The organism is Pseudomonas sp. ACN5, from assembly GCF_002303975.1.
Lineage (GTDB): Bacteria > Pseudomonadota > Gammaproteobacteria > Pseudomonadales > Pseudomonadaceae > Aquipseudomonas > Aquipseudomonas laurylsulfatiphila.
In genome coordinates this window covers 416,915-437,577 of sequence record NZ_MRCP01000003.1, presented here as the reverse complement: position 1 = coordinate 437,577, position 20,663 = coordinate 416,915, and the positions used below count along the sequence as shown (strand labels likewise).

The 20,663-nt window shown below is 60.9% G+C and carries 13 protein-coding genes and 2 tRNA genes; 4 read left to right on the top strand and 11 right to left on the bottom strand.

Translation table 11 applies throughout. From position 1 onward, the window contains the following. Positions 1-222: 222 nt before the first annotated feature. The 11 genes from BSF40_RS08025 to rnr all read right to left on the bottom strand — a co-directional run bounded on the left by BSF40_RS08025 (position 223) and on the right by rnr (position 17,121). Positions 223-1,113, bottom strand: a complete 891-nt coding sequence (locus tag BSF40_RS08025; RefSeq protein WP_095964708.1) for a transglutaminase family protein — start codon at positions 1,111-1,113, stop codon at positions 223-225. Next, positions 1,113-3,599 (bottom strand): circularly permuted type 2 ATP-grasp protein, encoded by a 2,487-nt coding sequence (locus BSF40_RS08020; protein WP_095964707.1) that lies wholly within the window; start codon positions 3,597-3,599, stop codon positions 1,113-1,115. The genes BSF40_RS08025 and BSF40_RS08020 overlap by 1 nt, the downstream gene beginning before the upstream one ends. An 88-nt stretch (positions 3,600-3,687) precedes the next feature. Continuing rightward, positions 3,688-6,960, bottom strand: coding sequence for a DUF2126 domain-containing protein (locus BSF40_RS08015; RefSeq protein WP_095964706.1), 3,273 nt, complete (start codon positions 6,958-6,960; stop codon positions 3,688-3,690). Positions 6,961-7,322: 362 nt separating this feature from the next. Then, on the bottom strand, positions 7,323-9,626 hold the full coding sequence (locus BSF40_RS08010; RefSeq protein WP_095964705.1) for a YgiQ family radical SAM protein: 2,304 nt from the start codon (positions 9,624-9,626) through the stop codon (positions 7,323-7,325). A gap of 188 nt (positions 9,627-9,814) precedes the next feature. Then, positions 9,815-11,212, bottom strand: a complete 1,398-nt coding sequence (gene dnaB, locus BSF40_RS08005) for a replicative DNA helicase (protein WP_095964704.1) — start codon at positions 11,210-11,212, stop codon at positions 9,815-9,817. Between the two features lie 133 nt (positions 11,213-11,345). Further along, the gene (gene rplI, locus BSF40_RS08000) at positions 11,346-11,792 is read right to left on the bottom strand and encodes a 50S ribosomal protein L9 (protein WP_007973276.1); all 447 of its coding nucleotides are present in this window, start codon (positions 11,790-11,792) and stop codon (positions 11,346-11,348) included. 19 nt (positions 11,793-11,811) lie between these two features. Next, positions 11,812-12,705, bottom strand: coding sequence for a hypothetical protein (locus BSF40_RS07995; RefSeq protein WP_015093234.1), 894 nt, complete (start codon positions 12,703-12,705; stop codon positions 11,812-11,814). Between the two features lie 36 nt (positions 12,706-12,741). Beyond that, positions 12,742-12,972 carry a 30S ribosomal protein S18 gene (rpsR, locus tag BSF40_RS07990; protein WP_002551829.1) on the bottom strand — a complete coding sequence of 77 codons (231 nt, stop codon included), beginning with the start codon at positions 12,970-12,972 and terminating at the stop codon, positions 12,742-12,744. A 28-nt stretch (positions 12,973-13,000) separates the two neighbouring features. Next, on the bottom strand, positions 13,001-13,423 hold the full coding sequence (rpsF, locus tag BSF40_RS07985) for a 30S ribosomal protein S6 (RefSeq protein WP_007973274.1): 423 nt from the start codon (positions 13,421-13,423) through the stop codon (positions 13,001-13,003). 306 nt (positions 13,424-13,729) lie between these two features. After that, positions 13,730-14,497 carry a 23S rRNA (guanosine(2251)-2'-O)-methyltransferase RlmB gene (gene rlmB / locus BSF40_RS07980; RefSeq protein ID WP_007973273.1) on the bottom strand — a complete coding sequence of 256 codons (768 nt, stop codon included), beginning with the start codon at positions 14,495-14,497 and terminating at the stop codon, positions 13,730-13,732. After that, complete coding sequence (gene rnr / locus BSF40_RS07975; RefSeq protein WP_095964703.1) at positions 14,494-17,121, bottom strand: ribonuclease R; 2,628 nt, start codon at positions 17,119-17,121, stop codon at positions 14,494-14,496. Before rnr ends, rlmB begins: the two co-directional genes overlap by 4 nt. A gap of 224 nt (positions 17,122-17,345) precedes the next feature. On the opposite strand from rnr, the gene BSF40_RS07970 reads away from it, so the two are divergent. From BSF40_RS07970 to BSF40_RS07955, 4 genes are all read left to right on the top strand, one after another. Continuing rightward, a tRNA-Leu gene (locus BSF40_RS07970) sits at positions 17,346-17,432 on the top strand. A 168-nt stretch (positions 17,433-17,600) separates the two neighbouring features. Then, positions 17,601-17,687 (top strand) — tRNA-Leu (locus tag BSF40_RS07965). A gap of 309 nt (positions 17,688-17,996) precedes the next feature. Next, on the top strand, positions 17,997-19,007 hold the full coding sequence (locus BSF40_RS07960; RefSeq protein ID WP_095964702.1) for an iron ABC transporter substrate-binding protein: 1,011 nt from the start codon (positions 17,997-17,999) through the stop codon (positions 19,005-19,007). Further along, positions 19,007-20,563: an iron ABC transporter permease gene (locus tag BSF40_RS07955; RefSeq protein ID WP_095964701.1), complete on the top strand. Its 1,557-nt coding sequence runs from the start codon at positions 19,007-19,009 to the stop codon at positions 20,561-20,563. Before BSF40_RS07960 ends, BSF40_RS07955 begins: the two co-directional genes overlap by 1 nt. Positions 20,564-20,663 lie beyond the last annotated feature (100 nt).

Genomic DNA, 20,663 nt, shown 5'->3' with positions numbered 1-20,663 from the left:
CGGTTGATCTGATCTGGCCCACCGGATCTGTGTAATGGATTGGCAGCTTGGCTGCCGATCCTCACAGGCCGATCTAAAACCCCACCCCAAAGAGCTGCACATACCGCCCCCTGTAGGAGCGAGCTTGCTCGCGAAAAACTCCAAGACAACGCATTTTTCCTGACAGTACGCGTCATCGTTCACGCCCATCGCGAGCAAGCTCGCTCCTACAGTCGATCGTTGTTATTCCAGTGGCATCACGGTTACCCGAACTTCCGGGTCGTGGTTCCCTCCTCCCAGGATCACCCCCCGCAACGGCGACACATCGGAAAAATCCCGGCCCCAGGCCAGGGTGATGTGCTCCAGCGCCGGCTGCACATTGTTGGTCGGATCGAAATCCACCCACCCCGACACCGGACAAAACACCGAAACCCAGGCGTGGGACGCATCGGCGCCGATCAGCCGTGGCTGGCCCGGTGGTGGCTGGGTCAGCAGGTAGCCGCTGATATAGCGCGCCGCCAACCCTCTGGAACGCACGCAGGCGAGCATCAGGTGAGCAAAGTCCTGGCAGACCCCGCGTCGGCGTTCCAGTACTTCCACCAGCGGCGTCGCCACCTGGGTAGCTTCAGCATCGAAAGTGAACTCGCTGAAGATTTTCTCCATCAGCGCCTGCACGCCTAGCAACAACGGTCGACCGGGTGGAAAACAGCTTTGCGAGAACTCGACGAAGTTTTTCTTCAAATGCACATACGGCGATTCGAACCGGTATCGACAGGCTTCGAGCAATTCTGGCGACAACGGTTGGCTGCTGTAGGTCAGTGCGCTTCGTGTGTGTTCCCACGCCGCAGACTTACTGAAGTCCAGCACAGGTCGGGGCAACACTTCGATCGTGAGGCTGGCGTTGACCAGCAACTCATCGTGGGGACGCTCGAACGCCAGCCGGGTCAGCGGATTGCCGAATACATCCAGCTCATCGCGACGCGAGGTGGGCTGCGGACTGATCTGCAATTGGCGGTCGGTGCAACGCTGCCAGGCACAAGGGCGCGGCCACAAATGCGCCAGTTGCTGGGCCAGGGACACCGGGCTGTCGTAGTGATAATGGGTGTCGTGGAAAATCTGGTAACGGGCGCTCATCAGACGGACACCGTGCGCTGGCTGACATCGTCGACATGGGCGAAATGCCGCAGCGCCAGGCGATCGGAGACTTGCCCGCTGGCGTCAGCGATCTCCTGCAACAGTGCGGCCAGCCCTTCGATGGCGGCGCGAACACTGGCGTCGCCGAACAGCGGGTTTTCCAGGCAACCCAGATCGAATCGCGCCAGACGCTCGACCAATTGCGGCAGTATTGTTTCACGCGGTACGCCAAAGTCGTCGTTGAGACGCTTGAGGGTGCGTGTCACCAGTTTCAACTGGAACAACACGGCGTGAGGGTTCTGCTCGTCGAGCAACAACAGGTCGAGTACCGGGATCAACTGCGCGACCGCCAGATAGCGCGACCGGTAGGTGATGCTGCTGTTGCCCAGCTCCAGCAACCATTCCAGCCCGGCCTGATCGAAAACCCCGGCGCCCCGCAGGAACGCCGCCAGGCTGCCGCTGAGAAACTGCAAGCGTTCGATCCGCCGGCCAATCATCAGGAAACGCCAGCCTTCGTCCCGGGTCATGTCGTCCAGGGCAAAGCCGGACAGCGCCGCCAGGGACATCACCAGACGGTTGAGGAAATCCAGCAACTCACCGAAATCCGGCTCTTCGGTTTCCAGCTCCGTGGCTTCGCGCTGCAACTCCACCAGCGCCTGCCAGTTTTCCCGCGAGAGCTTGCCGCGCACCTGCGAAGCGGCCCACTGCAAGCGTTGCAGGTTGGAGCGCAGGCTGAACGGCCAGTCGTCGCCGAGCAGCGCCGCCAACAGGCGTTCAGGCAATTCACCCTCATCGGGCAGCAGCATCAACCGTTCGCCGAGATCGACTGCGGCCTGCAGGGCTTGCGGGTCGTCGCCGTCGACATAGCGCGCCAGCATGATGCGCAGCAAACGAGCACTGTCATCGCAACGTTCGCAGTAACGGCCAAACCAGAACAGGTTTTCCACCACCCGCGATGGCAGATACGGATCGCGCCGCACCAGATCATGCACGCCGATGTTGCGCTGGGCCTTCCATTGCTCGCCACTGGGCGCTCGATCGCCTAGCACCCAGGTGTCCTTGCTGGCGCCGCCACGCTGCATCGACACCACTTCGGCATCGGCTTGCGCGGCGACCCGGGTCAAGCCACCGGGCAACACCCGATATCCCTCGCGGCTGGCCACCGCATACACGCGCATGCCGATGGCCCGGGGTTGCAGTTGACCGTCTTCGGCTTGCCAGATCGGCGCCTGGGACAATTGCGCAAGTTCTTGCGCTACATAAGCGTATGGCCGGGCCTGCATGCGCTCGGCGAGCTCCTGGCGCTTTTTTTCACTCAAGTCGCGGCCAAATACCGGTGCAAAGCTCTGGGACGGAAACGCCGGTTTGATCAGCAGCTCCGGCAGTTTTTCCAGGGCCTGGGCCAATACCGGCGCTTCGCCGCACCACCAGGTGGCGATGGACGGCAGGATCAGCTCTTCGCCGAACAGGAACTGATTGATCTTCGGCAGGAAACCCAGCAAGCCCGGCGATTCCAGCACACCACTGCCGAGCGCGTTGGCCACCAGCACACGCCCCTGCCGCACCGCTTCCAGCAGACCAGGGACTCCGAGGGCCGAATCAGTGCGCAGTTCCAGCGGGTCGCAGAAGTCATCGTCGAGCCGACGCATGATCGCGTGCACCCGGCGCAGTCCACTCAGGGTCTTCAGGTAGACCGTGGCGTCGCGCACCGTCAGATCGCCGCCCTCCACCAGCGGATAACCGAGCTGACGCGCCAGGTACAGATGTTCGAAATAGCTTTCGTTAAACCGCCCGGGTGTCAGCAGCACCACCAAGGGTGCGTCCTCGTCACTGGGGGCCTGACGAGCCAGTGTTTCCTGCAAGGTTCGGAAGAACCCGGCCAGGTGTTGCACCTTCAAATCACGGTACAACTCGGGAAAGGCCCGGGACACAATCGTGCGGTTTTCCAGCGCATACCCGGCACCCGAAGGCGCCTGGGTGCGGTCCGCCGTGACCCACCAGCGGCCATCGGGTGTGCGCGCCAGATCCACGGCATACAGATGCAGAAAGGCTCCGTCAGGCGGACTGATGCCCTGACAGGGCCAAAGGAAGTTGTTGTGACCGAACACCAGTTCGGCGGGCAGCAGGCCTTCGGCAATCAGCCGTTGCGGACCGTAAAGGTCAGCCAGTACGGCATTGAGCAAACGCGCCCGCTGCGCGATGCCGGCCGACAACTGTTGCCATTCATCGGCAGCGATGACGTGGGGTAGCAGGTCCAGCTCCCACGGCCGGTCAGCGCCCTTGGGGTCGGCATAGACGTTATAGGTAACGCCGTTTTCCTGGATTTGCCGGGTCAGCAGGGCCTGACGCTGCACCAATTGCGCCGGCGTGCTGCGTTGCAACTGCTCGAACAGCCGGCGCCAGTGCGGGCGCACGGCGCCACTGTCGTCGAGCAGTTCGTGATAGGTGCCCGCCGTCAGCGGGTAGCGGTCTAGCAGGTCAGGCATGGAAAACTCGGCAGACAGCAATGATCGGTCAGACTAGCGCAGGCTCGTGACGCCCGGATATACGAAAAATCCGGGCGTCGCGGACGGTTTAGAAACGTCGCAAATCGAGCGTCATCGGTAGTTCATCGTTAATGTCCAGATGGGGTACAGGCAGTGTCCCCGGCGTGTGCCCGACACGGAAGAAGCGTGCCATCCGCCGGCTCTCGGCCTCGTTGGCATTGATCGGCAAGCTGTCGTAATTGCGCCCGCCCGGGTGGGCGACGTGGTACTGGCAGCCGCCCAGCGAACGCTGCATCCAGGTATCGAGCAGGTCAAATACCAGCGGCGCGTGGACCGGGATGGTCGGCTGCAGGCAGTTGGCCGGTTGCCAGGCACGAAAACGCACGCCCGCGACGAACTCGCCGACCCGCCCCGTGGGTTGCAATGGCACCGGGACGCCATTGCAGGTCAGCAGATAACGCTGGGGCGGCAAGCCGCTGAGCTTGACCTGCAAACGCTCCAGCGACGAATCCACGTAACGCACCGTGCCGCCCATCGCGCCCTCTTCACCCAGCACGTGCCAAGGCTCGAGCGCCTGGCGCAGTTCCAGGGCAATACCACTGACGGCGTAATCGCCCACCTTGGGAAAACGGAACTCCAGATGCGCGGCGAACCATTCGGCCCGCACCGGATAGCCGGCGGCGTTGAGGTCGACGATGACATCGGCAAAATCCTGCTCGATAAAGTGCGGCAACAGGAAGCGATCGTGCAGCTCCGTGCCCCAGCGCGCCAGCTTCGGCGGTGCATAGGGCTCGCGCCAGAACCGCGCGACCAGCGCCCGCAGCAACAATTGTTGCGCCAGGCTCATGCGGGCATGGGGCGGCATCTCGAACGCACGCAGCTCCAGTAATCCGAGGCGCCCGGTGGCACCGTCCGGCGAATAGAGTTTGTCGATGCAGAACTCGGCGCGGTGGGTGTTGCCGGTCACATCGATCAGCAGGTTGCGCAGCAGTCGATCCACCAGCCATGGCGGACACTCCTCACCCGGTTCAGGCATCTGCGCGAAGGCGATTTCCAGTTCGTACAAGGCATCGTTGCGCGCTTCGTCGACGCGGGGCGCCTGGGACGTCGGGCCGATGAACAGCCCGGAAAACAGGTAGGACAGGGATGGATGGTTATGCCAGTAGCTGATCAGGCTGCGCAGCAGATCCGGGCGACGCAGAAACGGCGAGTCCCCCGGGGTCGCGCCACCCAGCACGAAATGGTTACCGCCGCCCGTACCGGTGTGCCGGCCGTCGATCATGAATTTCTCGGTGGTCAGGCGGGTCTGGCGCGCTTCTTCGTAGAGGAACTCGGTGCGCTCGACCAATTCATCCCAGGTGGCGGACGGCTGCACGTTGACCTCGATCACCCCCGGGTCCGGGGTGATGCGGAAGTTGCTCAGGCGTGGATCGCTCGGCGGCTCATAGCCCTCCAGCAATACCGGGCACATCAGTTCTTCAGCGGTGGCTTCGATGGCCGCGACCAGTTCAAGGTAGTCCTCGACCCGCTCCAGCGGCGGCATGAACAGGTACAAACGGCCTTCCCGCGCCTCGGCACAGAAGGCCGTGCGGGTCAGCCAGTTGGCGGACTCATCGATTTTTGGCGCGCGCTCTTCTGTGACGGCTGCGCCCTGGCTCTGCAGCTGGCCGGTGTCAGGCAGCGGCGGGAACGCCTGATTCGGGTCTTGCGTATGGATGAATGGATACTCCGCCGCTTTCACCCAAGGTTGCGACCCCAGCGGCAAGCGATAGCCCAGCGGCGAGTCCCCCGGCACCAGTCGGCAGTGCTCGTCGCGCAGATACCAGCGGCCGCTCTGCCACTGATCGCCCTTGGCGGTGCGCGCCAGCGGAAGGACCTGGCCAATCACCTTGTCCAACCCCTGGCTGAACACCTTGCGCAGACGCGCCCGCTCCAACGGCTCCTCCAGACGCGAATCTTCGGCGCTGACGTTTTGCGGCAGCATTCCTTCGCGCCAGAGGTAATAGAAATTGTCTTCGTAGGCTGGAAAAACGAAGCGAGTCGGAATTTTCAGGCGTTCGGCAACACTCGCCAGAAAACGCCCGGCCAGCGCACCATCGGCGCCGTAGTCTTGTTGTTCGTCGGCGATCAACGCGCTGTTGTGCCAGATCGGCACGCCGTCGCGGCGCCAATAACAATTGAGCGACCAGCGCGGCAGTTGCTCGCCGGGGTACCACTTGCCCTGCCCGAAATGCACCAGTCCATTGGGCGCGTAGTGTTTACGCATGCGCTGGAACAGCTCGGCGGACAACCGTCGTTTATCCGGCCCCAGTGCCGCGGTATTCCACTCGGCACCGTCCGGGTCATCGATGGACACAAAGGTCGGCTCGCCGCCCATGGTCAGGCGCACATCGCCTTCCAGCAAGTCGGCATCGATCTGTCGGCCCAGGGCTTGAATCGCCAGCCACTGGTCGTCGGTGTAGGGCCTGGTGACCCGCGGCGCTTCCCAAATCCGCTCCACGGACATTTCGTGGCTGAATTCGCACTCGCAGGGTTCCACCAGGCCACTGATCGGTGCCGCAGAAGACGGATCGGGACTACAGGCCAACGGAATATGTCCTTCACCGGCAAACAGCCCGGAGGTTGCGTCCAGGCCGATCCAGCCGGCACCGGGCAAGTACACCTCGCACCAGGCGTGCAGATCGGTGAAATCCACTTCGGTGCCGGACGGACCATCGAGACTTTTCACGTCGGCGGTCAGCTGGATCAGGTACCCCGACACGAAGCGCGCCGCCAGTCCCAGGTTGCGCAGCAGTTGCACCAACAACCATGCCGAGTCGCGGCAGGAACCGGAGGCGTGTTCGAGGGTGTGTTCCGGCGTCTGCACGCCGGGTTCCATGCGAATCAGGTAGTCAATGTCTTCGCTCAGGCGCTGGTTGAGCGCGACGAGGAAGTCCACGGCCGGTAACGGTGTGCGGTCGATGCCGTCCAGATAGGCCTTGAATTTCGGCGTCAGCGGCAGGGTTTCCAGATACGGCGCCAGTTCCTTGCGCTCATCTGCGGCATAGGTGAAGGGGATCTTTTGCGCGTAGGGTTCGAGGAAGAAGTCGAACGGATTGAAGATCGCCATCTCCGCCAGCAGATCGACCTCGATCCGCAGTTCTTCGGTTTTCTCCGGGAACACCAGCCGCGCCAGGTAATTGCCCTGAGGGTCCTGCTGCCAGTTGATAAAGTGCTGCTCGGGCGAGACTTTCAGCGCATAAGACAGAATCCGCGTGCGGCTGTGGGCAGCGGGACGCAGGCGAACAATCTGCGGGCCGAGCTCGACAGCGCGGTCATAGCGGTAATGCGTGACATGGTGCAATGCGACATGAATCGACACGGCGTGCCTCCTGCGAACCTTGAGCGTATTGGAAAGCGCGCAAGACTTATGCCATCGCGCATTGCTGGCGCTTTCTTCGATTGCCTGAGGCAGTACAGCACCAAAAACGGGCGATGCGGAGAATTGGATTGCACGAGTTGCACGTATTTGTGGCGTTCCGTTGCATAGACGCCGCCAAAACCGGCCTCTTCGCGGGCAAGCCCGCTCCCACAGGTTTAGAGGCGTTCGCAAAATTTGTGTTTGACTCGGACACTGTGGGAGCGGGCTTGCCCGCGAAGAGGCCAGCAGCCCTGCACACCCTCCAAGCCAGGAATGCAAAACGCCAACCCGAAGGTTGGCGTTCTGTTCAGCGCAGGCGAGGCTTAGCGCGGTACGACGGGTTTGCGAGCCGGCTTCGGCCCCTTGCCCTTGGCCGCGTCCTTGCGTTCCTTGGCCGCCTGCTGGTTGCGGGCGAACGCCGCCGCCTTGGCCTGTTCGCGCTTGTCCCACGGGTTGCCGCCATCGCTGGCACGCGGTGGCAGGCCGGTGTGCTGGGTGAGGATCTTGGTGGTCTTTTCCTTGGCCACCTTATGGCTGCCGGCCGGCGTCGAGTTCTTGCGACGGGCGCTCTGGTAGCTGTCAGTCGACGGCTGGTGCAAAGGAATCAACTGGTTCTTGCCCGGCCCGATCAGGTCGGCGCGACCCATGCGGGTCAGTGCCTCACGCAGCATTGGCCAGCCTTTCGGGTCGTGATAACGCAAGAACGCCTTGTGCAGACGACGCTGCTCCTCGCTCTTGACGATGGTCACCGCGTCACTCTTGTAGGTGACCTTGCGCAGCGGGTTCTTGCCCGAGTGGTACATCGCGGTGGCGGTGGCCATCGGCGACGGGTAGAACGCCTGCACCTGGTCGGCACGGAAACCGTTGCCCTTGAGCCACAGGGCCAGGTTCATCATGTCTTCATCGGTGGTGCCCGGGTGGGCGGCGATGAAGTACGGGATCAGGTACTGCTCCTTGCCCGCTTCCTTGGAGTACTTCTCGAACATGCGCTTGAACTTGTCATAGCTGCCGATGCCCGGTTTCATCATCTGGTTGAGCGGACCTTCCTCGGTGTGTTCCGGGGCGATCTTCAGGTAACCACCGACGTGGTGGGTCACCAGCTCTTTAACGTATTCCGGCGACTCGACCGCGAGGTCATAACGCAGGCCGGAAGCGATCAGGATCTTCTTCACACCCGGCAATTCACGGGCACTGCGATACAGCTTGATCAGCGCCGAGTGGTCGGTGTTCAGGTTCGGGCAGATACCCGGGAACACGCAGGATGGCTTGCGGCACGCGGATTCGATTTCCGGGCTCTTGCAGGCGATGCGGTACATGTTCGCGGTCGGGCCACCGAGGTCGGAGATCACGCCGGTAAAACCGGGAACCTTGTCGCGAATTTCTTCGATTTCGCGAATGATCGACTCGTGGGAACGGTTCTGGATGATCCGCCCTTCGTGCTCGGTGATCGAGCAGAAGGTGCAGCCGCCGAAGCAGCCACGCATGATGTTCACTGAGAAGCGGATCATGTCATAGGCCGGGATCTTCTCCTTGCCGTACGCCGGGTGCGGAATGCGCGCATAAGGCATGCCGAACACGTAGTCCATTTCTTCGGTGGTCATCGGAATCGGTGGCGGGTTGAACCAGACGTCCACTTCGCCGTGCTTCTGCACCAGCGCGCGGGCATTACCCGGGTTGGTTTCCAGGTGCAGCACGCGGTTAGCGTGGGCGTAGAGCACCGCGTCGTTGCGGACCTTTTCCACCGACGGCAGACGGATCACGGTCTTGTCGCGGGTCATGCGCGGGCTGGCCAAAATCTGCACGACCTTGGCTTCTTGCGGATCGTCAACCGGACCTTTTTCCTGCTCGATGGCGCAGGCCTGGGTGTCCTGGGTGTTGACGTACGGGTTGATGATCTTGTCGATCTTGCCCGGACGGTCGATGCGCGTGGAATCGACTTCGTACCAGCCTTGCGGCGTATCACGACGGATGAACGCGGTCCCGCGCACGTCGGTGATGTCTTCGATCTTGTGACCGTAGGACAGACGCTGGGCGACCTCGACGATCGCGCGCTCGGCGTTGCCGTAGAGCAGGATGTCGGCGCTGGCGTCGATCAGGATCGAGTTGCGCACGCGGTCCTGCCAGTAGTCATAATGCGCGATGCGGCGCAGCGACGCTTCGATGCCGCCGAGCACGATTGGCACGTGCTTGTAGGCTTCCTTGCAGCGCTGGCTGTAGACCAGGCTTGCGCGATCCGGACGCTTGCCCGCCAGGCCACCCGGGGTGTAGGCATCGTCGGAGCGGATTTTCTTGTCCGCGGTGTAGCGGTTGATCATCGAGTCCATGTTGCCGGCCGCGACACCGAAGAACAGGTTCGGCTCGCCGAGCTTCATGAAGTCGTCTTTGGACTGCCAGTTCGGCTGGGCAATGATCCCGACGCGGAAGCCCTGGGACTCCAGCAGCCGGCCGATGATCGCCATGCCGAACGACGGGTGATCGACGTAGGCATCACCGGTGACGATGATGATGTCGCAGGAATCCCAGCCGAGCTGATCCATCTCCTCCCTGCTCATGGGCAGGAACGGCGCTGGCCCGAAACATTCGGCCCAGTACTTGGGATAGTCAAATAACGGCTTGGCTGCTTGCATGTCGATAACCGGTGTTGGCTTTCATTGAATTTCGCGGGCGCGGAATATAGCACAAATTTTGACCAATTCCGACGGCCGTGGTCGGAAATTGCGGCGACCCCTTTCGCGAGCAAGCCCGCTCCCACATGGGCGGCGCTGTACCTGTGGGAGCGGGCTTGCCCGCGAAGGGGCCAGCCGAGACAACAATGTTACTCGTCGTCGTCGAAGTTGTAGCTACCCGGCGCCAGGTTCTCGAATCGGGTGTACTTACCGATAAAAGCCAGGCGGATAAAGCCGATCGGCCCGTTCCGCTGCTTGCCGATGATGATCTCGGCAATGCCCTTGTGCTCGGTTTCCGGGTGATACACCTCGTCGCGATACACGAACATGATCACGTCGGCGTCCTGCTCGATCGCCCCGGATTCCCGCAAGTCGGAGTTCACCGGGCGCTTGTTCGGCCGCTGTTCCAGGGAACGGTTGAGCTGCGAGAGCGCCACCACCGGGCAGTTGAATTCCTTGGCCAGGGCCTTCAGGGATCGGGAGATCTCGGAAATCTCGTTGGTCCGGTTGTCACCGCTGGAACCCGGGATCTGCATCAGTTGCAGGTAGTCGATCATGATCAGGCCGACATCACCGTGTTCGCGCACCAGGCGGCGGGTCCGGGCGCGCATTTCCGACGGGCTGATGCCCGCGGTATCGTCGATGAACAGCTTGCGGTCGTTGAGCAGGTTGACCGCCGAGGTCAGGCGCGGCCAGTCGTCGTCTTCCAACTGACCGGAACGCACCTTGGTCTGGTCGATGCGGCCGAGGGAAGACAGCATACGCATGATCAGCGATTCGCCTGGCATCTCGAGGGAGTACACCAGGACAGCCTTCTCGCTGCGCAGCACGGCGTTTTCCACCAGGTTCATCGCAAAGGTGGTTTTACCCATGGACGGACGGCCGGCGACGATGATCAGGTCGGCCGGTTGCAGGCCGCTGGTTTTCTCGTCGAGGTCGGTATAGCCGGTGGACAGGCCGGTGATGGCGTTGTCGGTGTTGAACAGGGTGTCGATGCGGTCGATGGCCTTGGTCAGCAGGTCGTTGACGCCCACCGGGCCACCGGTTTTTGGCCGGGCCTCGGCAATCTGAAAGATCTGGCGCTCGGCTTCGTCAAGAATCTCGGCGGCGGTACGGCCTTCAGGATTGAAAGCGCTATCGGCGATTTCGGTGCTGATGCCGATCAATTGACGCAATGTCGCCCGTTCGCGAACGATCTGCGCATAGGCCTTGATGTTGGCGACGGACGGGGTGTTTTTCGCCAGCTCGCCCAAGTAACCGAGGCCGCCGACCTGTGAAGTCTGACCTTCCTTGTCCAGTTGCTCGGACAGGGTCACGACGTCGATCGGCATGTTCTGATCGGCCAGTTTGGCGATCGCACGGAAAATCAGACGGTGGTCATGCCGATAGAAATCGCCGTCGGAGACTTGATCGAGCACGCGCTCCCAGGCGTTGTTGTCCAGCATCAGACCACCGAGCACGGCCTGTTCGGCCTCGATGGAATGCGGCGGCACCTTCAGCGCGGCGGTTTGCAGGTCGTATTGCTCGGGAGCTAAGATTTCGTTCATGGCCACTTGGTTTTTTTTGGAAAGCAGGAATGTAAAAACTGGGATGCCAGAAAGACAAAGGGCACGACCTGTAAACAGGATCGTGCCCGATGTTACCGGCAAGCACCCGAGGGTGCCAGCCGACAAGTACTGCTTAAGCTGCTACCACGACAACGCGTACGGTGGCTTCAACTTCGGCGTGCAGGTGCACGGCTACGTCGAATTCGCCTACGTTGCGGATGGTGCCGTTCGGCAGACGAACTTCGCTCTTCTGCACTTCAACGCCGGAGGCGGTCAGTGCGTCAGCGATGTCGTGAGTACCGATCGAACCGAACAGCTTGCCTTCGTCGCCAGCGGTGGCAGTGATGGTCACTTCCAGCTCGGCCAGTTGGGCAGCGCGGCTTTCAGCCGATGCTTTGCGATCTGCTGCAGCTTTTTCCAGCTCAGCGCGACGCTCTTCGAACGCAGCCAGGTTGGCTGGGGTCGCAGCGGTAGCTTTGCCGTAAGGCAGCAGGTAGTTACGACCGTAACCAGCCTTAACGTTCACTTTGTCACCCAGGTTGCCCAGGTTGGTGACTTTTTCCAGAAGGATCAGTTGCATGTGAAAATCCTCTTAACTTTTAACCTTCACCGTTCGCGTTATCGGCATCTTTCGGTGCCGAACGACCGCGAAAATCAATCAGGCTGTCGACGATGGCCAGGACCACCAGCAACGGATAGATCAGTTGCATGAACAGCAACAGCGTCACGTACAACCCCACCAGCCAGAACCTGGCCAGTCGCTTCTGCGCCACCAGCCCGTGAATCAGGGCCAGCCCGGCGAACACCAGCGGTACGCTGCACAACGGCGTCAACATGGCCAACTGCGGACCGATGTTCGGCCCCAGAAGCATGCACGCCAGCAGCAACATCGCCGGCAACAGCGGGATGCGGATGGCGCGAAACTCGCGACCAAAACCGCCCGGGTTGTACAACAACGCCTGCCAGTAGCGCCCGACAAGCAGGCTCAGCAAGCTGACGATTTGCAACAACGCCGCAATCAGGCCGGTCAGGACCGGTGCAATCAGGGACGCGAAACGCGCTTGTTCGTCTACCGACAACTTCTGGTAGACATCACCGAGTAGCGACGGCATGACTTTGATCAAAGCCTGCGCCAGCATCTCGATCTGGGGAGCAAAAGCTGTCCCCAACACCACTGAAAACACCACTCCCATCGCTATGCTGACCAGCAGCACGCGGTTCCAGGACTCGCTTGCGCGCAAAACCAACGCAAGGCTCGCAGACCCCAGCAGCACCAGAAGTGCCCGTGGGTCGTCGGAGTAAAGCCACCAGGCCAATGCCGGCAGCAGTCCCAGAGCAAGAACGCCCAGGGCGTCCCTCAATCCGCGCCGCAGGAGCACAAGGCATCCGGCGGCAGCACCCAACCAATACAACAACGGCATCGCCGCGCATCCAGCCACTACCAGAGTGGCCTGCATACGGCCGCGCATGATGAACTCAGCTATGGCCCGCATGCATTCAATCCTTTGCTACGTGTCGACTGCCCGGTCTCAGCGGCCGTGGCTGTCGGTGTAGGCCAGCAGGGCCAGGAAGCGGGCGCGCTTGATAGCGGTGGCCAGCTGACGCTGATAACGAGCTTTGGTACCGGTGATGCGGCTTGGAACAATTTTGCCGGTCTCGGATACGTAGGCTTTCAGAGTGTTGAGATCTTTGTAATCGATCTCTTTCACGTCTTCAGCGGTGAAGCGGCAGAATTTACGACGACGGAAGAAACGTGCCATTTGATAGGCTCCTTAAAAGGTCCGTGGATTACTCGTCAGCGTTATCGCTGTTGTCGCTGTCATCACTGTCAGCGCTTTCAACGCCTTCGTGCTCAGGACGGTCGCGACGCTCACGGCGCTCACTGCGGTTTTCTTCAGCCTTGAGCATCTCGGACTGGCCGGTAACGGCTTCGTCGCGACGGATGACCAGGTTACGGATCACTGCATCGTTGTAGCGGAAGTTGTCTTCCAGCTCGGCCAGGGCCTTGCCAGTGCACTCAACGTTCAGCATCACGTAGTGAGCCTTGTGAACATTGTTGATTGCGTAGGCCAGTTGACGACGGCCCCAATCTTCCAGACGGTGGATTTTGCCGCCGTCTTCTTCGATCAGCTTGGTGTAACGCTCAACCATGCCGCCGACTTGCTCGCTTTGATCCGGGTGGACCAAAAAGATGATTTCGTAATGACGCATGAATGCTCCTTACGGGTTGTAGCCTGCCGCTCAAAAGCGGTCAGACAAGGAGTGAATGACACTTATGGACTTGCGTGGGTAAGGCACATACGTGCCTGCCGTCACAGCAAGGGGCGCAATTGTAGAGAAGGGCCGAGGGAGGCGCAAGGTAATTGGTGATTATTTGAACAGCCACCAAATTCATGCCACACCGCAAAACACTGTGGGAGCGGGCTTGCTCGCGAATGCGGTACGACACTCAACATCTTTGCTGAATGTTACTCCGCTTTCGCGAGCAAGCCCGCTCCCACAGGGACTGCAACCGGATCAGGATTTCTTGGCGGCAGCCTTGGCTTTGACGCTGCGCTGGCGCTGCGCTTCGAACAGGCAAACGCCAGTCGCTACGGAAACGTTGAGACTGCTGACGCTACCGGCCATCGGCAGATTCACCAGATAGTCGCAATGCTCACGGGTCAGGCGACGCATGCCCTTGCCTTCGGCGCCCATGATGAGGATGGTCGGGCCGGTGAGATCCTGGTCATACAGACTGACCTCAGCCTCGCCGGCCGTACCGACAACCCACAAGCCACGCTGCTGGAGCTTTTCCAGGGTGCGCGCCAGGTTGGTCACGGCAACCAGCGGAATCACTTCCGCCGCGCCGCAGGCGATTTTCCGTACAACCGGCGTCAGGGTCGCCGACTTGTCCTTCGGCACGATCACGGCCAGCGCGCCCGCCGCATCGGCGGAACGCAGGCAGGCGCCGAGGTTGTGCGGATCGGTCACGCCGTCGAGCACCAGCAACAACGGTGCGCCGTCGGTGCGATCGAGCAGTTCGTCGAGCATTGCCTCACCCCAGACCTGGCTCGGACTCACGTCCGCGACCACGCCCTGGTGCACGCCCTCAACCCAGGCGTCCATTTCGCGGCGCTCGGCCTGGCCGACCTGGACCCGGTTTTCGTTGGCCAGCTCAATCAGCGTCTGGACCCGAGGATCATTGCGGCCTTCGGCCAGCCAGATCTGCTTGACGCGTTTCGGGTGGTGACGCAACAACGCTTCTACAGCATGGACGCCGTAGATCTTTTCCAACTGACTCATGGCTTGGCCTTAGGTTTACGCGCCCCGCCACTCTTGGCTGGAGCCGAGCCCGCTTTTGGCGGGCCTTTACGATGTTTGCTCGGTTTGGCTGGCTTGCCGCCGACGGCCTTGTCAGGCGCCGACCGGCTGGTCTTTCCCCCAGACGCCGCTTTACCGCCGCTTTTCGCACCGGCCAGCAACGCCTGTTTCATTTCACGACTTTTGCGCACTTCGGCGTTTTTCGCCGCGGCATCGCTCGGGCGATAGGCTTCCACAGCCTTTTCCTTGGCAGGACGGCGACCGGTTTTCGCCGGGGCCGGTTCTGCTTCGACTTTCGCTGCAGGCGCTGCACTTTCGGTACCGCGTTTTTTGCGGCCGATCGGCGCGCTGATGGTTTTTTCGGCCATCTCGAAGTCGATCTTGCGCTCGTCGAGGTCGACGCGCATGACTCGCACTTCCACGGTGTCGCCCAGGCGGAAGCTGCGACCGGTGCGCTCACCGGCCAGGCGGTGGTGCACAGGATCGAAGTGGTAGTAATCGCCCGGCAGCGCGGTGACGTGCACCAGGCCTTCGACGTAGATATCGGTCAGCTCGACGAACAGACCAAAACCGGTCACGGCCGTGATCACACCCGGGAACGACTCGCCCACGCGATCTTTCATGAACTCGCACTTGAGCCAGTTCACCACGTCGCGGGTTGCTTCGTCGGCACGGCGCTCGCTCATCGAGCACTGCTCGCCGAGCTGCTCCAGGGCCGCTTCGTCGTACGGATAGATGCGCGCTTTCGGAATGGTCATCGCACCGGCACGGCGAACGTGCGGGGTGTTCTGCTTCGAATGGATCACGCTGCGGATTGCGCGATGCGTGAGCAAGTCCGGATAGCGGCGGATCGGCGAGGTGAAGTGGGTATAGGCTTCGTAATTCAGGCCGAAGTGGCCCTGGTTATCAGCGCTGTACACCGCCTGGCTCAACGAACGCAGCATGACGGTCTGGATCAGGTGGAAATCCGGACGATCCTTGATACCGGCCAGCAATGCCTGGTAATCCTTCGGCGACGGACCGTCCTTGCCTTTGTGCAGGGACAAACCAAGTTCACCGAGGAAGGCGCGCAGTTTTTCCAGACGCTCCGGTGGCGGACCATCGTGAACGCGGTACAACGCAGGAATTTCATGCTTTTTCAGGAATTCGGCAGTGGCCACGTTGGCCGCCAGCATGCATTCCTCGATCAGCTTGTGTGCGTCGTTGCGTACGGTCGGACGAATTTCGGCAATCTTGCGCTCGGAACCGAAGATGATCCGGGTTTCCTGGGTCTCGAAATCGATCGCACCACGAACGTGACGGGCCGCCAGCAATACCTTGTACAGCGAGTACAGCTGCTTGAGGTGCGGCACGACGTCGGTGTATTCGCCGCGAAGCTTGCGCGCCTCGGTGGCTTTCGGCGTTTCCAGCATGGCGCTGACTTTGTTGTAGGTCAGGCGCGCATGGGAGTGGATCACCGCTTCGTAGAAGCAGTAGTCGGTCATTTCGCCGGACTTGGAGATGGTCATCTCGCAAACCATGGCCAGACGATCGACTTGCGGGTTCAGCGAGCACAAACCGTTGGACAGCTGCTCAGGCAGCATCGGGATCACGCGCTCGGGGAAGTACACCGAGTTGCCGCGAACCTGCGCTTCGGCATCCAGCGCCGAACCGAGCTTCACGTAGCTGGATACGTCGGCAATCGCCACGTACAGCTTCCAGCCGCCGGAGAACAGACGCAGCTTGCCCGGACGGGCTTCGCAATAGACCGCATCGTCGAAGTCGCGGGCATCTTCGCCGTCAATGGTGACGAACGGCAGATGGCGCAGGTCGATGCGCTTCTCTTTGTCTTTCTCTTCGACTTCCGGCTTGAGCTTGCCGGCTTCCTTGAGCACGGCGTCAGGCCAGACGTGAGGAATGTCATAGGTACGCAGGGCGACGTCGATTTCCATGCCCGGCGCCATGTAGTTGCCCACGACTTCAACCACGTCGCCTTGCGGCTGGAAGCGTGGCGTCGGCCAGTGAGTGATCTTCACTTCGACGAACTGACCGATCTGCGCGTTGGCATTACGGCCCGGCGTCACCAGCACTTCCTGCTGGATCTTCGGGTTATCCGCGACGACGAAACCGATACCGCCCTCTTCGAAGTAGCGACCGACGATGGTCTCGTGAGCACGGGACACCACTTCGACGATCATGCCCTCACGGCGACCACGACGATCCAGACCGGAAACACGCGCCAGGGCACGATCACCGTCGAACACCAGACGCATCTGCGCCGGGCTCATGAACAGATCGTCACTGCCGTCGTCCGGCACCAGGAAGCCGAAGCCGTCACGGTGACCGCTGATGCGGCCCAGGATCAGGTCAAGCTTGTCCACCGGCGCATAAGTGCCGCGACGGGTATAGATGAGTTGAGCATCGCGCTCCATGGCGCGCAGGCGGCGGCGCAGGGCTTCGACCTGGTCTTCTGTGGTCAGACCAAACTCTTCGACCAGTTGCTCGCGGTTAGCAGGCGAACCCCTATCAGCAAGGTGCTGAAGGATCAGTTCGCGGCTAGGAATAGGGTTTTCATATTTTTCCGCTTCACGAGCGGCCTCGGGATCGAGGGACTGCCAATCGGCCATTAGAGAGTTTTCACCTTGTCTATATGCGGGTTAGTTTGGCATAGGCGTAATGAAACGGGAAATTTCAGGCTAAGACGACCCATCTAAAGCCCTGTATCGACACCGCAAAGCTGTTTTGAAGACCGCTGGCGAAATTTTCCAGGTTTTTTTGATTCCGGGGGTTTACAGTTAAAAAGACGCTCCGTATAGTGCGCGCCATCGACGACGGAGACGTTGCCGATACTGCCCAGATGGTGAAATTGGTAGACACGCCAGCTTCAGGTGCTGGTGACCGCAAGGTCGTGGAAGTTCGAGTCTTCTTCTGGGCACCAATTTCGAGCTTGAGATTAGATCAATTTCAAGGCTCACACAAAAACCCGCGAAAGCGGGTTTTTGCATTCTGGACCACTGGTTTATTAATTTTTAAAATCAGGGGTTTACAGATCAAAACGCTCTCCGTATAGTGCGCCACATCAACAGCGGCAACGCTGAAGATAAATGCCCAGATGGTGAAATTGGTAGACACGCCAGCTTCAGGTGCTGGTGACCTTACGGTCGTGGAAGTTCGAGTCTTCTTCTGGGCACCAATTCAAGTTCAAGGTTACGGCCTTTAACTTCACAGAAACCCGCGAAAGCGGGTTTTTGCGTTTCTGGCATCCAGAAATGTTCTCTACCGCCCTTCTGTAGGAGCGAGCCTGCTCGCGATGCACGCCCAGACAACACTGGCATGCAGGCACCCCGCGTTATCGTTGTAGACCATCGCGAGCAGGCTCGCTCCTACAGGGTCATCGGCAGCCCGTACCAAAAGCAAATCCAACCTGCAAGGCGCATTTGAGAAACAATATCGTTTATCATTGTTACAAGTTTTTGCAATGCGACAGTGAGGAACCCTGCGAATGATGTTTCGAAATACCCTGCGCCGCGGCTTGACCATTACCCTGCTCGGCCTGGCACTTGCCACTCCCCTCACCCAAGCCGCCGACCCGGTTTCCCTGACGCTCTACAACGGCCAACACAAAGAAGTCGGCGACGCGGTCGCCAAAGCCTTCGAAGCCAAGACCGGGATCCACGTCAATGTACGTAAAGGCAGCAGCAACCAGCTCGCCAGCCAGGTCGTCGAAGAAGGCGATCGCTCCCCTGCCGACGTGATCTACACCGAAGAATCGCCGCCACTGAACAAACTTGGCGAACAAGGCCTGCTGGCCAGGGCGGATGACGCCACGCTGGCCGTTCTGCCCAAGGAATACGTCGCCAGCAATGGCACCTGGATTGGCGTGACTGCCCGGGTGCGCGTCGTCGCCTACAACCCCAAGCTGATTGATGAGAAAGACCTGCCGACCTCAGTGATGGAATTCTCCGATCCAAAATGGCAAGGCAAGGTCGGCTTCGTGCCTACCAGCGGCGCCTTTCAGGAACAAGCCGTCGCCATCATCAAAGTGCACGGCATGGACGCTGCCGAGGAATGGCTGACCGGGCTGCGCGCATTCGGCAAGACTTACAGCAACAATATGGTCGCGCTCAAAGCCGTGGAAAATGGCGAAGTGGCCACCGTGCTGGTCAACAACTACTACTGGTTCGCCCTGCAGCGTGAAAAGGGCCAGCTCGATTCGAAACTGCACTACTTCACCGGCGGCGACGTCGGCGGGCTGATCACCGTGTCCAGCGCAGCCGTCCTGAAATCCAGCAAACACCCTAAAGAAGCACAGCAATTGCTCGCCTACATGGCCAGCGAGGAAGGCCAGCGCGTGATCACCCAGACCACCGCCGAATACCCGCTGCACAAAGGCATGGAGTCTGATCGCGGACTCAAGCCATTCAACGAGCTGCAAGCACCGAAAGTCACGCCAGCCGACCTGGGCAATGCCGAAGAAGCCCTGGACCTGGAACGTGACGTTGGCCTGAACTGATGAGCGCATCGCTTTCCGCGCATGGCGGGTACATGCCACGACGCAAGCGGCCGTCAATCTGGCTGGTCCTGCCGGTTTTGCTACTGGTGGTGCTCAGCCTGCTGCCGCTGGCCTATGTCGGGCTCAAGGCCTGGCAAGCAGGCTGGGCCGAGGCGCTGCACTTGCTGTGGCGCCCCTATGTGTTCGGACTGCTGCGCAACACTCTGGCGTTGATGGTCGGCGTGACGCTGGCCTGCGGCGTGATCGGCCTGTCGCTGGCGTGGTTGCTGGAGCGCAGCAGTCTGCCGGGGCGACGCCTGTGGGGGGTGATCCTGTGCCTGCCCTTCGCCGTACCGGCGTTTGTCAGCAGCTTCACCTGGGTTTCATTGAGCGCTCATTTCGAGGGACTCGGCGGGGCGATTCTGGTGATGACGCTCTCTAAATACCCGCTGATTTTCCTGCCGGTGGCGGCGACCCTGCGCAATCTCGACCCATCGCTGGAAGAGTCGGCGCGCACCCTGGGGCAGAACCGCTGGGGCGTATTCTTCAAGGTCACCCTGCCCCTGCTCTGGCCGTCGCTGCTCGCCGGTTCCTTGCTGATTGCCCTGCACATGCTGGTGGAATTCGGCGCGTTGTCGATCATCGGCCTGCAAACCTTCACCACCGCGATCTATCAGCAGTTCGAGCTGGAATTCAGCAATGCCAATGCGGCGATGCTCTCCGCCGTACTGCTGATGTTGTGCCTGGCGTTGTTGTGGCTGGAGCTGCGCGTGCGCGGCAAGGGTCGACACGTGCGCACCGGCCAGGGTGCGGCGCGACGCGCGGAACAGGTTCACCTGGGACCCTGGGCTGTGGCGGGACAGCTTTATTGCCTGCTGCTGGCAATCATTGGCAGCGGGATTCCGTTGGGCATGCTGGCTTACTGGCTGGCAGTCGGATCATCGGCAGCCTTTCCAATGGCAGCCATCGGTGAAGCATTGCTGTCATCCCTCGCGCTGTCGCTGGGTGGCGCTGCGGTGTGCCTGGTGCTGGCGGTGCCGGTCGGCCTGCTGGTCGTGCGCTACAAGGGTCAACTGGCAATCTGGGCCGAGCGCTTGCCGTATCTGCTGCACGCCCTGCCGGGACTGGTCATTGCCCTGACCCTGGTGTATTTCGCCCTGCACTATGTGCCGATGCTTTACCAGACTTCGGCATTGCTGCTGATTGCCTATGCGCTGCTGTTTCTGCCGCTGGCCCAGGCGCCGATTCGCACCGCCCTGAACAAGGCGGCACCGCAGCTTGAAGAAGCGGCACGTACACTGGGCGCCTCGTCTTTCAGTGCGTTCTGTCGAGTGACACTGCCGATCATTTTCCCGGCACTGGGCGCGGCTTTTGCCCTGGTGTTCCTGGATGCGATGAAAGAACTGACGGCGACCTTACTGCTGAGTCCGACGGGGCTTAATACATTGGCAACGGAAGTCTGGGCGCATACCGCGAATGTGGAATTTGCCGCGGCGGCGCCTTTTGCGGCGCTATTGATATTAGTGTCAGGGTTGCCGGTCTATCTGCTGACGACCCGGATGTATCTGAGCCGCTAAAACCGTATTCGCGAGCAAGCCCGCCCCCACAGTGGCCCTTTGTGAACATCATATTTGTGCTCGACAGAGGACCACTGTGGGAGCGGGCTTGCTCGCGAAG